At 65.0% G+C, this 15,359-nt stretch carries 10 protein-coding genes and 1 tRNA gene; 5 read left to right on the top strand and 6 right to left on the bottom strand.

Annotated features, from left to right (window positions below):
- The first annotated feature begins 13 nt into the window (after positions 1-13).
- From WJ16_RS23620 to WJ16_RS23605, 4 genes are all read left to right on the top strand, one after another.
- Complete coding sequence (locus WJ16_RS23620) at positions 14-1,549, top strand: catalase (protein ID WP_069259485.1); 1,536 nt, start codon at positions 14-16, stop codon at positions 1,547-1,549.
- 79 nt (positions 1,550-1,628) lie between these two features.
- Positions 1,629-2,240, top strand: coding sequence for an ankyrin repeat domain-containing protein (locus tag WJ16_RS23615; protein ID WP_069259484.1), 612 nt, complete (start codon positions 1,629-1,631; stop codon positions 2,238-2,240).
- An 81-nt stretch (positions 2,241-2,321) separates the two neighbouring features.
- Positions 2,322-2,792 carry a VirK family protein gene (locus WJ16_RS23610; RefSeq protein WP_069259483.1) on the top strand — a complete coding sequence of 157 codons (471 nt, stop codon included), beginning with the start codon at positions 2,322-2,324 and terminating at the stop codon, positions 2,790-2,792.
- Positions 2,793-3,731: 939 nt separating this feature from the next.
- Positions 3,732-5,564 (top strand): S53 family peptidase, encoded by a 1,833-nt coding sequence (locus tag WJ16_RS23605; RefSeq protein ID WP_069259482.1) that lies wholly within the window; start codon positions 3,732-3,734, stop codon positions 5,562-5,564.
- A gap of 252 nt (positions 5,565-5,816) precedes the next feature.
- Here the strand turns inward: WJ16_RS23605 and WJ16_RS23600 are convergent, their stop codons facing one another.
- Positions 5,817-6,467, bottom strand: a complete 651-nt coding sequence (locus tag WJ16_RS23600; RefSeq protein WP_069259481.1) for a pyridoxamine 5'-phosphate oxidase family protein — start codon at positions 6,465-6,467, stop codon at positions 5,817-5,819.
- Between the two features lie 314 nt (positions 6,468-6,781).
- Between WJ16_RS23600 and pdxR the strand changes: the two genes are divergently transcribed.
- Positions 6,782-8,248, top strand: a complete 1,467-nt coding sequence (gene pdxR, locus WJ16_RS23595) for a MocR-like pyridoxine biosynthesis transcription factor PdxR (protein WP_069259480.1) — start codon at positions 6,782-6,784, stop codon at positions 8,246-8,248.
- 7 nt (positions 8,249-8,255) lie between these two features.
- Here pdxR and WJ16_RS23590 read toward each other — a convergent pair whose 3' ends face one another.
- The 5 genes from WJ16_RS23590 to WJ16_RS23570 form a co-directional block, all read right to left on the bottom strand.
- On the bottom strand, positions 8,256-9,806 hold the full coding sequence (locus WJ16_RS23590; protein ID WP_069259479.1) for a phospholipase D family protein: 1,551 nt from the start codon (positions 9,804-9,806) through the stop codon (positions 8,256-8,258).
- A gap of 259 nt (positions 9,807-10,065) precedes the next feature.
- Positions 10,066-10,141, bottom strand: a tRNA-Ile gene (locus WJ16_RS23585).
- A 129-nt stretch (positions 10,142-10,270) separates the two neighbouring features.
- Complete coding sequence (gene rpoD, locus WJ16_RS23580; RefSeq protein ID WP_076606000.1) at positions 10,271-12,688, bottom strand: RNA polymerase sigma factor RpoD; 2,418 nt, start codon at positions 12,686-12,688, stop codon at positions 10,271-10,273.
- Positions 12,689-12,776: 88 nt separating this feature from the next.
- Positions 12,777-14,654 carry a DNA primase gene (gene dnaG, locus WJ16_RS23575; RefSeq protein WP_069259477.1) on the bottom strand — a complete coding sequence of 626 codons (1,878 nt, stop codon included), beginning with the start codon at positions 14,652-14,654 and terminating at the stop codon, positions 12,777-12,779.
- A gap of 72 nt (positions 14,655-14,726) precedes the next feature.
- Positions 14,727-15,173: a GatB/YqeY domain-containing protein gene (locus tag WJ16_RS23570; RefSeq protein WP_069259476.1), complete on the bottom strand. Its 447-nt coding sequence runs from the start codon at positions 15,171-15,173 to the stop codon at positions 14,727-14,729.
- Between the last annotated feature and the right edge of the window lie 186 nt (positions 15,174-15,359).

Raw genomic sequence — 15,359 nt, 5'->3', positions numbered from 1 at the left:
GAGTTCCATCGTCATGTCTTCATCCTCCAGTCGCGTGCTGAGACACGCGGTCGCCGCGGTCTGCGTTGCACTTTCCGCGTCTTCCCATGCCGCCGAACTTACCCGGGACACGGGCGCGCCCATCGGCGACAACGAGAATTCGCAGACGGCCGGCCCGGCGGGCCCCGTGCTCCTGCAAGACTCCGCACTCATCGAGAAACTGCAGCGCTTCGATCGCGAGCGCATTCCGGAGCGCGTCGTGCATGCGCGCGGCACCGGCGCATTCGGCGAGTTCGAGCCGAGCGCCGACATCTCGGACCTGACGAAAGCGAAGGTCTTCACGCCGGGCACCCGCACACCGGTATTCGTGCGCTTTTCGACCGTGATGGGCTATCGCGGCTCGCCCGAACAGGCGCGCGATCCGCGCGGTTTCGCGGTGAAGTTCTATACGCAGCAGGGCAACTGGGACATGGTCGGCATCAACTGGCCCGTGTTCTTCATTCGCGACGGCATCAAGTTCCCCGACTTCGTTCACGCGAACAAGCCGAGCGCCGTGACCGGCGTGCAGGACCCGAACCTCGCATTCGACTTCTTCGCGCACACGCCCGAGGCGACGCACATGCTGACGATGCTGTACACGAATGCGGGCATGCCCGATTCGTATCGTCACATGGACGGCTTCGCGGTGCACGCGTTCAAGTTCGTCAATGCGCGCGGCGACGTGCACTACGTGAAGTTCCACTGGAAAAGCCGGCAAGGCGTGCACGGCCTGCGGCCGCAGGATATCGCCGCGTCGATCGGGCACGACTGGAACATGATGACGAACGACCTGTACGGGGCGCTGAAGCAACGCGATTTCCCGAAGTGGGATCTGTACGTGCAGGTGCTCACGCCGCAGGAACTGAACCGGTTCGACTTCGATGCACTGGACGACACGAAAGTCTGGACCGGCGTCCCCGAGCGCAAGATCGGCACGATGACGCTGAACCGCGTGCCCGACAACTACTTCCAGTCGACCGAGGAATCGGCGTTCGCCCCGTCGCGGCTCGTGCCCGGCATCGAGCCGTCCGAAGACCGGATGCTGCAGGATCGCCTGTTCGCCTACGCCGACACGCAGATGTACCGGCTCGGCGCGAACTACCAGGATCTGCCGATCAACCGGCCTGCCGTGCCGGTGGTCAGCAACAACCAGGACGGCGCGATGAACGCCGGCGACCGCAAGGGCGAAGTGAACTACGAACCGTCGACGCTGCATGAACTCGCGCCGAATCCGCAGTACAAGTCCGTACGCATGGCGCTCGGCGGAACGACGCAGCAGGAGGCGATCCACAAGAAGCTGCTGTTCCGTCAGGCGGGCGAGTACTACCGCAGCCTGTCGCAGCAGGACAGGGACGACCTGATCACCGCGCTGTCCGGCGATCTCGGCAAGGTGACGAACGCACCCAACCAGTACGCGATGCTGTCGTACTTCTACAAGGCCGATGCCGACTACGGCACGCGTCTCGCGCAGGCCGTTCACGCCGACGTCGGGCAAGTGCAGGCGCTCGCGGCGAAGCTGAGCGAGAACTGATCCCGCGGCTGCGGCCGCCGTCGACGTGCGGGGTGCCGCGCCGCGCACGTCGACCTCACCCATCCATCAGGACATCCTCATGCCATCCGAACGCCTGACGCGCGCGATCCGTTCGATCGCCGCGGCCCTGGCGCTGGCCGCGATCGCCGGCTGCGCGCACCTTCCCGACCGGCCGGCGTATTCGCGAGCCGACCCCGCCGCGCTGCGCCACTACGACGATGACTGGTTCGACGCCGCCCGCGTCGGACGCGTCGACATCCTGCGCGCGTTGCACGACGCCGGCTATCCCGTGGACGCCGCCGACGGCCACGGCTTTACGGCCGTGATACTCGCGTCCTACGACGGCCAGCCGGCCGCACTCGACTACCTGCTGTCGGCCGGCGCAAACGCATGCGTAGGCGACCGTCACGGCAACACCGCGCTGATGGGCGCCCTCTTCAGGAACGAACCCGACATCGCGCGGCGCCTGATCGACACGGATTGCCCGATCGACCAGACGAACGGCGCCGGCGAAACCGCGCTGGGATTCGCGACGCTGTTCAATCGCTTCGAGCTGATTCCGCTGCTGGTCGCACGCGGGGCGAATCCGGATCATGTCGATCGGCGCGGCCAGTCGCTGCTGCAACTCGCGCTGTCGCACGGCAATACATATGCCGCGGACGCGCTGCGGCAAGCGGGGGCAAAACAGTAGCGCGACTACGAATCGACCGTCTGAACGATGCGATCGCACCGTGCTATCGTGCCGCTGGTTTCATCGCACGGAGACAGGAAAATGCTGAATCGCTTCGCCATTGTTCTTGTTGCCGCCGGTGCGGCAACCAGTCTCGCGGCGACGGCCGCAAGCACCCAGCCGGACAACGCCAATTCGTATCGGCAGTTGCGCACGCGGCTGTTTGCCGGCACGACCGTCACCGCGATCTTTTCACCGAACCAGTGCCGGAACGCGCAGCCCGCGCAAGCGCAGGCAACGGTGCCCACCGTGTCAGGCGGCTTCGCGATACGCGACTTCATGGAAGTCGGCGGCAACACGCTCGCGTTCGCCAACCAGCACCTGACCGTCCAGCCGAGCGGAACGACGGTACTCGAACTGATCCAGTACCGCGTCATGCAGGATGAAAGCGCGACGGTGACGGTGCGCTCGCTTTCGCCCACCACGTATCAACCCGTCGCGCCGGCCCAGGTTTTCCAGTGCACGCTCGGCGACGGTCTCCGTTTTTCCTATGCATGGCGCGAACGCGACTGACGAAGGCGATTCGTAGCGGACGCGAAATTCCTCGATTGAAAAGCAGGACTACTACGGAATAAAGATGATGCGCGGCGCAAGGAGCCCGTCTCGTGCCCCGCCTGTGTACACCCGAAGAAATCAGAAAAAATCGTCGAGCGGCCGGTAGAACGCGATCCGAGCCGGATCGGGAGAAGAAAGACGCGCCCCCTTCGCTGCCGAGATCTGCTTCGATATCGGGCGCCGCCAGCGCCAGATCCTGATGGCGAGCGACTACGCCGAGTCACCCGCAGCGCGTCGGCAATTCGAGTCATGCCTCGAACACGGTCAGCCTCGTCGCGCGAATTACGCATCGAACCAGAAAGTATCGGCAATTCGAATTGGGCCTTCCTTTCTTTTCCGAGCGCGAATATTACAAATCACTGCCAATAGTTTCAAAAACATTTCACTTATTCGCTTTAATTTAGTTTCATATAATCAAAAAAAGTTTGACACCGCGCTTTCGTTCTTGATACCGTCCGATCCAGTCAATCTGACGAATTGCTCGCCACGCAAGCGCTTCCGCTCTACGTTTTTTCGCTTCCGCTGCACCGCCGTGCTCGCCGCCGGCCGTATCGTTCTCGCCGGCGCATGCAACACCCCGATGCATTTCACTGGACGACTGCCATCCGGCAGCAGGCCGAAGGATCGAATCAAATGAGCAGGACAACGAAACTGTTGCTCTAGCAATCCCGCCCGCGCGCTGTCCGCGCGGCTGCATCGCATCGCGGCGCAGCCCTCTCGTTACCGCATTTTCCGTATTTCGCCCCCGGAGAAAAACCGCTTTCCGGATCGGGCGAAAGGCCCTGTCGCGTCCGTGCCATCCGCACGCGTGCGACAGAAACCGGCGGTGCATGACCCGCGCCGCTGTCGACCGTCGTTGTTCGTGCCGTTCGATGTTCAACCGGAGGGGTAATTCAAATGAATCAGGTTGCAGACAAGAATCAAAAACACAAGCGCTTCGTCAAGCTCGCATTCGCCGTCGCCGCTGCCGCGTCGTGCGGCATGGCCACCGTTCACGCCGCGCCTGCCGCCGGCTGGACCGAAACGCGTACCAAGGGTTTCCTGCCGCTCGTGCAGCAGAACGAAGCCGGTGCGGCCGGTGCGCCTGCCGCGAGCACGGCTGCCGCTGCGGCGGCGGCCATCGAGATGGCGCCCGGCGAATCGGTGGACATCGTGCTCGGGCTGAACCTGCGCAACGAAGCACAGCTCGACCAGTACCTGCACGACCTGCATACGCCCGGTTCCCCGCACTACCGGCACTTCCTCACGCCGGCGCAGTTCGCGGCGCAATACGCGCCGACCGACCAGCAGGTCGCCTCCGTCGTCGCCCATCTGCGCAAGGCGGGCTTCGTGAACATCGTGGTCGCGCCGAACCGGCTGCTGGTATCCGCGTCCGGCACCGCGGCGACCGTCAAGTCCGCGTTCCGCACCACGCTCAAGCGCTTCACGCACAACGGCCGCAGCGTCTATGCGAACACCGACGCCGCGCAGGTGCCGAACGCGATCGGCGGCGTCGTGGGCGCGGTGCTGGGGCTGCAGAACGTCGAGCTGATGCACACGGGCGCGGGCAGCAAGCCACAGGGCAACACCAGCAACCTGACGATTCCGTCCGGCGCATCGGCGGTGCCCCACAACCCGACCGAGTTCTCGTCGATCTACGGCGGCGACGGCACGCCGACGGCGTCGCAGACCACCGTCGGCATCATCTCCGAAGGCGATCTGTCGCAGACGGTGAGCGACCTCAATACGTTCGCCGCGAACAACGGCCTCGGCACGATCAGCAGCAGCATCGTGAAGACGGGCCCGTCCGGCAGTTCGTACACCGACACCGACGGCACCGTCGAATGGAACCTCGACAGCCAGTCGATCGTCGGCGCGGCCGGCGGCAGCGTGAAGCAGGTCGTGTTCTACGTCGCGCCGTCGATGACGCTCACGGCGATCACCGCCGCGTACAACAAGGCCGTGACCGACAACGTCGCGAAAGTGATCAACGTATCGCTCGGCGTGTGCGAATCGTCCGCGAACAGCACCGGCTCGCAGGCAACCGACGACACCATCTTCAAGCAGGCGATCGCGCAAGGGCAGACCTTCTCCGTATCCGCCGGCGATCACGGCGCGTACGAATGCGCGGGCGGCACGCCGTCGCGCTCGACCTACACGGTGAGCGAGCCGGCAACGTCGCCGTACGTGATCGCGGTGGGCGGCACGACGCTGTTCACCAACACGTCGACCCGCGCGTACAACAGCGAGATCGTCTGGAACGATCCGAGCTGGCAGCCGGGCACCGTGTGGTCCACGGGCGGCGGGTACAGCAAGTACGAAGCCGCGCCGTCGTGGCAATCGTCGAGCCTCACGGGATCGACCAAGCGCGCGCTGCCCGACGTCGGCTTCGATGCGGACCTGCGCACCGGTGCGATTCTCGTCGTGAACGGCCAGACGTCCGACACGCTGTGGGGCTCGGGCTACCTGAACAACGAAGGCGGCACGAGCCTCGCCGCACCGATCTTCACGGGCATCTGGGCGCGCTTGCAGTCCGCGAACAACAATGCGCTCGGGTTCCCCGCGTCGAGCATCTACAAGTATTTCCCGAGCAACGCGGCGCTGCTGCACGACGTCACGTCCGGCAACAACGGCAGCGGCACCTACGGCTACAAGGCGAAGGCAGGCTGGGACGCGACGACCGGTTTCGGCAGCGTGAACATCTCGAAGCTGAACGCGTTCATCCAGAGCACGCCGGATTTCGCACGCTGATGGATCGACGACCGCCCGGTTCCGCGTGCAGCCCGTAGCGCACGCTTGGAGCCGGACCCGATCGCATGAACGACCCGCGACGGCTGCCCGGCCGTCGCGGGTTTTTGCATTTCGCGCCAGCTCGCGGAGCGCGCAGCAGGCGCGGCGATGCACGCGTCAACCCTGCAATCGCGCTTCGACCCGAAGGCAGCATCGCCCCACGCACTGCATGCGGCCGCGTACCGCGAAACCGCACGGTCTTGGCCCCGCAGATCACTCGGCCCAGTTGCGAACGTAGTCCGGTACCGGCATGTCGCGGTCGGCATGAACCGGTGCGCCGCGCGTCGTCTTCAGCGGCAGGATTCCCGTCCAGACGGCGAGCGCGAGATCTTCGTCCTTGTCGGACGGCATCGAATCGCCGACTTTCACCGCGGCTTCAGCAAGGGCGATCCGCAGCACGCTGGTCGCATTGATTTCATTCACGTTGCCCGGCCGCGCGTGATGCGTGCGTCCCGGCGCGATCTTCTCCATCAATGCATCCAGCGCCGCTCGCTTGTCCGGGCCGCCCTCCACGACGTCGAAGCGCCCGTAGATCACCGCGGATCGATAATTCATCGAATGGTTGAAGGCCGACCGGGCCAGCACGAGACCATCGAGCAGCGTAATCGCGACGCACGCCTGCGCGCCCGCCGACAGCGCCTTGATCATCCGGCTGCCGTTGGACCCGTGAACGTAGAGGTCATCGCCGCGTCTCCAGTGCGCGGTCGGGATGCAGTGCGTGTCGTCGCCTGTACCGAATGCGATGTGGCATACGTACGCTTCGTCCACGATGCGATTGAGCATCGTGCGATCGCGATTCGCCAGTTCCGGCAGCCTGCGAATGGTGGTGCGTGACGTGGACGGGATGACGTTCTGGTCTTTCATGTTTCGTTTTCCTGTTTGCGCGCGCTGACGCGCATCGAGCGGCCTGCGGTTCGGGAAGCTGCAGGCATCCGCTCGAAATATATTTGCACTACGAAGTTAATGGAATCGAACTCGCACAACTTCAATGCGTGAACGCGCGGTCGATCGCCCCATCGACAGTCGCCCGCCAGATCGATCAAAATACGCGCGTTCCGCTTTCCGCGACGATCGCCGGAAACGCCCGCGTGCCGGCCGGCACCGCGAGAACGTGAACGATACGACGCGCACCGACTCTTCAAAAGAACCAGCTCAACGATAAATTCTGGAACCAGCTCATGGATCTCGCGCTGCTCATCTCGTCGCTTGCCAGCCCGGACGGCACGACGCGCCACAGCCAGCAGGAAGCTCTCTACCGGCGCCTGCGCGACCTGCTGCTGGACGGGCAAATCCCGCCCGGCACGCGGCTCGTGTCGACGCGCGTGCTCGCCGCCGAGCTGGGGATCGCACGCAATTCGGCGGTCTATGCCTACGAGCGTCTCGCCGAGGAAGGCTTCGTCGCGGCCACGCGCAACGGCACGATCACGCTATGGGACGGGTGCGACCGTTCGGCCGCAGCGCGCGAAAGCCGCACGGCGCCGGTTCAATTGTCCGAGCGCGTGCGCGGGCTGGAGAACGCCGATCCCGAACCCGAACGCATGCTGCCGTTCGTGCCCGGCCTTCCGTCGCTCGACGAATTCCCCGTCGCTCAATGGCGCCGCTGCATCGAGCGCGCGTGGAAAGTCATCCGGCCCGCGCAGCTCGCCTACGGCCCGGTCGAAGGACTGCCCGAACTGCGGCGCGCCGTCGCCGCATACATCCGGGTCTCGCGAGGCGTGCGTTGCGAAACGGGCCAGGTCTTCATCACCGACGGCACGCAAGGCAGCCTCGAACTGTGCGCCCGCATGCTGGCGAATCCCGGCGAATTCGGCTGGCTCGAGAATCCCTGCTACAACGGCGCCCGAACCGCGTTCCGGTCGACCGGTCTGGCTCTCGTCCCGATCGAGGTCGACGAGGAAGGAATGGTGCCCACCGACGAGCAGTGGCGCACCCTGCCGCCGAAGCTGATCTACACGACCCCGTCGCACCAATACCCGCTCGGCGCGCTGATGAGCCCGCGGCGGCGAGCGACGCTCGTCGAACGCGCGCGGGCGTGCGGCGCCTGGATCATCGAGGACGATTACGACAGCGAGTTCCGCCACGGCGGGCAGCCGCTGCCCGCGATCCAGGGCTTGCAAGCCGACGCGCCGGTCTGCTATCTCGGCACCTTCAGCAAGACGATGTTTCCCGCCCTTCGGCTCGGATTCATGGTGGTGCCCCCGGTGCTGGTCGAACGCTTCACCCGAACGCTGCGCGAACTCGTCCATCGCGGCCACCCGGCCGATCAGCTCGCGATGGCCGAATTCATCGACACCGGCCTCTTTGCGCGCCACCTGCGCAGGATGAGAACGCTGTACGCCGAGCGGCGAAGCAGCCTCGAGGCGGCGCTCGCGCGCCACCTCGGCACTGCGTTGCGCGTTCGGGGAAGCCCGGGCGGCATGCATCTGTCGGCGGATCTCGCGATGCCGCTGCACGATACCGACGTCGCCCGCGCGGGAGCCGCGCATGGCTTGCTGCTTCAGTCGCTGAGCAGCTATCGGGTCGGCGCAGGCCGGCCGTACAACGGCTTCGTGCTGGGATACGCCGGCCTGAACGACGCGACGATCGAGACCGCGACGACGCAGTTCGCGGCCGTCATCGAACAGCTCGGCCGCACGCGCGGCTGAGCGTCGCTCACAGTTGCGATTCGATCGGAAACAGCCCGAGAAACCAGACTTCCATCCGCCGCGCGGGCGACACTTCCGGCTCGTGATCGAGCTCGGTGACCTTGCCGTCCGAATCGGTCTGAATCCACTTGAGTTGCCCGCCGCCCGCCGTGCCGGGCCTCGGCTCGACCCGCCACGCGATTCGATCGAGCCGTGTCTCCAGATCGTTGGCCACCTGCGACGCAATCGCCGGGCTCTCGCAGTACACGCCGATCTCGGTATTGAGGTTCAGCGAGCGCGGATCGAGATTCATCGACCCGATGAAAATGCTCTTGTGGTCGAACACGTAGGTCTTCGCATGCAGCGACGCGCGCGACGACCCGATGATGACTTGCTTCGAAATGCTCTTGTCGCCCGACGGCCGCCGTTCGTAAAGCCGGACGCCGGCAGCGACGAGATCGCTTCGGTAGTGCCGGTAACCGGCATGTACGGCCGCCACGTCGGTCGACGCGAGCGAGTTCGTCAGCACCGTGACGCGCACACCGCGCGCCGTGAGCGCGCGCAGCCGCTCGACGAACTCCTTGCCCGGCACGAAATACGGCGACACGATCAGCAGGTCATGTTCGGGCTGCAACGCGAGCGCCCGCAACTGCGGCAGCAGGTGCCCGGCGCTGTCCTTCGGCGCATGCGCGATCTTCGACGGATCGTCGTACAGCACCGTCGCACGGCCCCACGAGAGTTCCGTGCCCTGCCCATGCACGATCCGGTCGAGCCGCTGCCGCGCCTCGAGCACGTACGGATTGTCCTCCATCGCCCGCAGGTAGTCGCGCAACCGTTCGCGCTCGCGATCCAGCCCGCCCGGCGTCGCGTCGTGCCCGACCAGCGCGCTGATCGGATACGCGTACGGGGAATTCCAGAACGTGTCGAATTCGGTCGAGATGTCCTTTACGACCGGGCCGTGGACGACGACGTCGAGATCGCCGAACTCCAGCATCGACGATGCGCCGAAATACTCGTCGCCGATATTTCGGCCGCCGACGATCGCGGCCTGGTTGTCCGCGATCATCGCCTTGTTGTGCATGCGCCGGTTGACGCGCGAGAACTCGAACACCGTGCCGATCTTCTTGAATCGGCGCGTGGCGACCGGATTGAACAGCCGGATCTCGATGTTCGGGTGCGAACTGATCTCGAGCAGCTTGCGGTCGTCCGCGTTCGTGCCGAGATCGTCGAGCAGCGCACGCACGCGCACGCCGCGATCGGCCGCGCGAATGATCGCGTCGGCCAGTTCGTGTCCGGTCAGGTCGTCATGCCAGATGTAGTACTGAAGGTCGAGCGACCGGTCCGCGCGATCGGCAAGCAACACGCGCGCATCCAGCGCATCGACCGGATCGGTCAGCAGATGAAACGCGTCCTGCCCCGGATGGGCGGCGGCCTGCTGCCGGAACGCGATGCCGAGCCGCGTGTCGTCCGTATCGGTGTATGCGTGCGTCGGTGTGCGCTCGGCCTGCGGCGGCAGGCTCGCGCATGCAACGAGCGCCAGCAACGAAAGAATCGCACCCCACGTACGCAGCATGATCATGATTGCCGTCCCACTCCCGGCCGATGTCTGTTTGTTCTCGCCGCCGGACGGATCGCGCGGCTGTCTGGCTTGCCTTCGGCCGCAATCGGTATTGCGTGTGAAACGGCCGCGCCACAGCATACTTCGATTGATGGTGGTGCGGCGCCTTCTCGGTACTTTCCTGATCCCGTCACGTGTTACGCGTGCACGCAAAGAAAAACCCGCGACGCATGAAGCCATCGCGGGTTTCGGCATGCCGCGCAAGCGCGCGCATGAAATCTGGTGGGCCCGGCGGGGTTCGAACCCGCGACCAATCGATTATGAGTCGACTGCTCTAACCGCTGAGCTACAAGCCCTGATGAGAAGCGAAGCGTGTTACGCGCCGCCCCGGCGAAGACGCCGGGCCGGCATTGTAACAACAAAGGAGACGAACGCCACCGGCATCACGCGGATGCCGACGGCGTTCGCAGCAGAGACGCTGGAAATCAGTTCCCTTCGAGGAACGACTTCAGCTTGTCGGAACGGCTCGGGTGACGCAGCTTGCGCAGCGCCTTGGCCTCGATCTGACGGATCCGCTCGCGCGTGACGTCGAACTGCTTGCCGACTTCCTCGAGCGTGTGATCGGTGCTCATCTCGATGCCGAAGCGCATCCGCAGCACCTTCGCCTCGCGCGGCGTCAGCGAATCGAGCACGTCCTTCACGACGTCGCGCATGCTCGCATGCAGCGCGGCATCCGCCGGCGCGACCGTGTTGGTGTCCTCGATGAAGTCGCCGAGATGGGAGTCGTCGTCGTCACCGATCGGCGTTTCCATCGAGATCGGCTCCTTCGCGATCTTCATGATCTTGCGGATCTTGTCTTCCGGCATTTCCATCTTTTCGGCGAGCGTTGCCGGATCCGGCTCGAGACCGGTTTCCTGCAGAATCTGCCGCGAGATGCGGTTCATCTTGTTGATCGTCTCGATCATGTGAACCGGAATACGGATCGTGCGCGCCTGGTCCGCGATCGAGCGCGTGATGGCCTGGCGGATCCACCACGTCGCATAGGTCGAGAACTTGTAGCCGCGACGGTATTCGAACTTGTCCACCGCCTTCATCAGACCGATGTTGCCTTCCTGGATCAGGTCGAGGAACTGCAGGCCGCGGTTCGTGTACTTCTTCGCGATCGAGATCACGAGACGCAGGTTCGCCTCGGTCATTTCGCGCTTCGCCTGGCGTGCCTTCAGTTCGCCGGCCGCCATCTGGCGGTTGGTTTCCTTCAGGTCCTTCAGCGGCAGCACGACGCGCGCCTGCAGGTCGAGCAGGCGCTGCTGCTGTTCGCGGATCGCCGGAACGTTACGCGACAGCACCGCGCTGTACGAATGGCCTTCGGCCATGATCTTCTCGGCCCAGTCGAGATCGGTCTCGTTGCCCGGGAAGCGCGCGATGAATTCCGAACGCGGCATCCCGCACTTGTCGACGACGATGTGCAGGATCTGGCGCTCGACCTGACGCACTTCGTCCACCTGCGCACGCAGCGTGTCGCACAGGCGCTCGACGGTACGCGCGGTGAAGCGGATCGTCATCAGTTCGCTCTGGATCGTTTCCTGCGCCTTCAGGTAGGCCTTCGACTTGTAGCCTTCCTTTTCGAACGCGCGGCGCATCTTGTCGAACCACTCGCTGATCTGCGAGAACTTCTCGAGCGACGCGCGCTTGAGGGCTTCGAGCTGGGCGGCGTTGGCCGATGCCTGCGCGGCACCGTCGTCTTCCTCCTCTTCCTCTTCTTCCTCTTCCTCTTCGGCTTCCTCGTCCTCGTTCTCGATGGCTTCCGCTTCCTTCGCGGAGAAGCCGTCGGTATCGGCGGAGTCCGACGCATTCGGATCGAGCAGGCCGTCGACGAGCTCGTCGACGCGGATCTCTTCGTTCGCGACGCGTTCGGCCATCGCGAGGATGTCGGCGATCGTCGTCGGGCACGCGGAGATGGCCATCACCATGTGGCGCAGGCCGTCCTCGATCCGCTTCGCGATCTCGATTTCGCCTTCGCGCGTGAGCAGCTCGACGGTGCCCATTTCACGCATGTACATCCGGACCGGATCGGTCGTACGGCCGAATTCCGAATCGACGGTGGACAGCGCGACTTCCGCTTCCTCTTCGACTTCATCGTCCGACGACGCGGCGGGCGCGTTGTCGTTCAGGAGCAGCGTTTCCGCGTCCGGCGCCTGCTCGTAGACCGCCACGCCCATGTCGTTGAACGTGCCGATGATGCCTTCCAGGGCTTCGGTCTCGGTGAAGTTGTCCGGCAGGTGGTCGTTGATTTCGGCGTACGTCAGGAAGCCGCGCTCCTTGCCGAGCTTGATCAGCGCGCGCAGTTTCACGCGGCGCTCTTCGAGCTCCTCGGCCGTACCCGGCGTGCTCGTCGCGAACGCTTCCTTCAGCAGCGCCTTTTCCTTGGCGCGACGATCGCGCACCTTGGATTTGCCCGGTGCAGCCGCCGCTGCGGGCTGCTCGTCGCTCTGATTTGCGTCGTCTTCGACGGATACTTCGTTCAGCTTTTTGGTCATGGAGTTCGCCGTACCGGCTATATCGACTCGCGGCTGCTGGACGACAGCCGGTTGAACCGTGGGTGCATGAGTAGTACGTACTGCCGTTTCGTCCGCGGCGGCAGTCGTGTCCCTTGCGCTTTTCGCACTTGCCCGCTTCGCCGCCGGCTTGGCCGGCCCGGAGTCGGGTCTGGCGGCAGCCCGTGTTCTGGCTGCCGGTGCCGGCGCAGCCTGAGCAGTGCCGGCCGCGGTTTTCTTTCCTGCCGGGGCTGTCGTGGCTGAAGACGTCGTCCTGGTGGAAGAAGCAGACTTGGCCGCTGTGACCTTCTTGGTCGGCTCCGTCGAGCCCTTGCCTGTTGCTTTCTTTCCGCCTGTCGTCTTTGCCATCGCGATTCTCGCCTCTGCTTGGAAAACAAACCGCTGGAAACCTTATATTATAGCACGCTGGGGAACCCTCTCTAAGCTCCCCGGCCGCCTACAGCCCGAGCCGACGCTTCATGTCGGTTCGCTGCTGGTTCAATTCCGTCAATTCGGCCAATTCCTCGGGTGTGAAGGCGGATTGCCGCGCCAGCCTGTCGAGCCGGTCGCAGCAGGCGTCGTAACGCATCTTGAGCACCGCCGCCTGAAGTTCCTCCCCCGCGATCCGCTCCTGCTCGCGCTGCCGCTCGGGCACCGTCTCGTCTTCCGGATTCTGTAACAGCAAGTCGCGGACGTTTTCATCATAGTCCAGAATTTCGCGGAAGATTTCCTCGTAAGTCGCGCCGTTCGAGGACGTCCGCAGCACATCCGACAGCAGCCGGAATTCCGCGCCGTCGCCCAGCGCGCGCGCATGCTCGACGACTTCCGCGAACAGTTCGCCGATGCGCGGCAACGCGCGCAGGGTCGCAATCTGCTCGTCGTCGAGCTGCGACGCGATGCGCGGATGCATCACCAGCGTGCGCAGCGCGCGCTTTTCGCTGTCCGTCACGCGCCGCCGCTCGCTGCGCGCGGGCGCCTGGCGCGGCGGCGGCGCGATCCGCGTATCGACGTCGGACAGCGCCGCGACCTCTTCGAACGGGATATCGAGGCGGTCGGCGAACATGTGCATGATCTGCGCGCGCAACGCATTCGCGGGCAGCGCCTGCAGCAGCGGCTTCGCATCGAACAGCGCCTTCGCGCGGCCTTCCGGCTGATCGAGCGCCTTGCCGGAAATTGCTTCGTTCAGCAGAAATTGCGACAGCGGCATCGCGCGCTCGATCTGCTCGGAGAACGCCGCCTCGCCGAATTCGCGCACGTAGCTGTCCGGATCGTGCTCGGCCGGCAGAAAAAGGAACCGGATCGTGCGGTTGTCCCCGGCGTGCGGCAGGCAGGCCTCGAGCGCGCGCCGGGCTGCCCGCCGCCCGGCCGAATCGCCGTCGAAACTGAAAATGACCGTATCGGTCTGGCGCAGCAGCTTCTGCACGTGAATCGGCGTGCATGCGGTGCCGAGCGTCGCGACCGCGTTCGGGAACCCGAGCTGCGCGAGCGCGACGACATCCATGTAGCCTTCGACGACCAGCACGTACTTGCGCTCGCGAATCGCAAGCCGCGCCTCGAATAGCCCGTACAGCTCGCTGCCCTTGTTGAACAGCGGGGTTTCGGGCGAATTCAGGTACTTCGGCTCGCCGCTGCCGAGCACGCGTCCGCCGAAACCGATCACCTGCCCCTTCACGTTACGGATCGGGAACATGATCCGCTCGCGGAACCGGTCGTAGCGGCGCGCGACGCCCTGCGCATCGGTCTTCTCGCTGACGATCACGAGCCCCGCCTCGACGAGCGACTCGTCGCGATAGTCGGGAAACGCGGCCTCGAGGTTCTGCCAGCCGTCCGGCGCATAGCCGAGCCCGAAGCGCGCGGCGATTTCGCCGGTCAGGCCCCGGTTCTTCAGGTACTGGATCGCGACGGTCGCGCCGCGCAACTGCTTGCGGTAGTAGTCGCACGCGGCGGTCATCGCGTCGGACAACGCGGTCGCGACCGATTTCGACACCGGCGCCGGATAGTCGCCGCCACCGCCTCCGCCCCCACCGCCGCCGCGCATCGACGGCTCGTGCGGCACGGTCAGCCCGACCGACTGCGCGAGCTCCTGCACCGCTTCCGGGAACGTGAGCCCCGCGTGTTCCATCAGGAAGCCGATCGCCGTGCCGTGCGCGCCGCAACCGAAGCAGTGATAGAACTGCTTGGTCGGGCTGACGGTAAACGACGGGCTCTTCTCGTTATGGAACGGGCACAGCCCCATGAAATTGGCGCCGCCCTTCTTGAGCTGCACGTACCGGCCCACCACGTCGACGATATCGACGCGGTTCAGCAAATCCTGCAGGAACGAATGCGGAATCACCGTGGGATCGAGCGAAAAAAAGACAATACGACACCCCCGGCGCCCGCACGGCGCGCGCCGGAGAAACCGGTGTTACTTCGAAAGCGCGGCCTTGACCAGCGCGGAAATGGCCGTCATGTCGGCACGGCCGGCAAGCTTGCCCTTCAGCACGCCCATCACCTTGCCCATGTCCTGCGGGCCGGCGGCGCCCGTCTGCGCGACCGCGGCCTGGACTTCGGCAGCCACCTCGGCTTCCGACAGCTGCTCGGGCATGTAGCCGCTCAGCACGACCAGTTCGGCCTGCTCCTTCGCGACGAGGTCGTCACGGCCGGCCGCCTGGAACTGGCTGATCGAATCCTTGCGCTGCTTGATCATCTTGTCGATCACGGCCGTGATGCCCGCGTCGTCGAGGGTGACCTGATCGTCGACTTCGCGCTGCTTGATCGCGGCCATCAGCAAGCGAATCGTTGCCAGGCGCTCGCTTTCCTTCGCGCGCATCGCGGCCTTCATGTCTTCGCTGATCTGCTCTTTCAAACTCATCTTTCACCCGGGAAGGAAACGTGAATCCGACGCCCGCCAAAGGGCGTCAACACAAAAACCCGCTTGGGACAATGTCTCAAGCGGGTTGCTCGAATCCGGCATCGGCGGCTCGCCTGATCGGTCGCGCGATCATGCATGATCTTCCGCGACCGCACGGAGTCGCCGGTGCGCCGCTCAGCGAACCGC

Origin of the sequence: Burkholderia metallica, from assembly GCF_001718555.1 — a bacterium.
Taxonomy (GTDB): Bacteria; Pseudomonadota; Gammaproteobacteria; order Burkholderiales; family Burkholderiaceae; genus Burkholderia; species Burkholderia metallica.
Note: the sequence above shows the minus strand (reverse complement) of the source record. Positions and strands in the feature narration are given on the sequence as shown.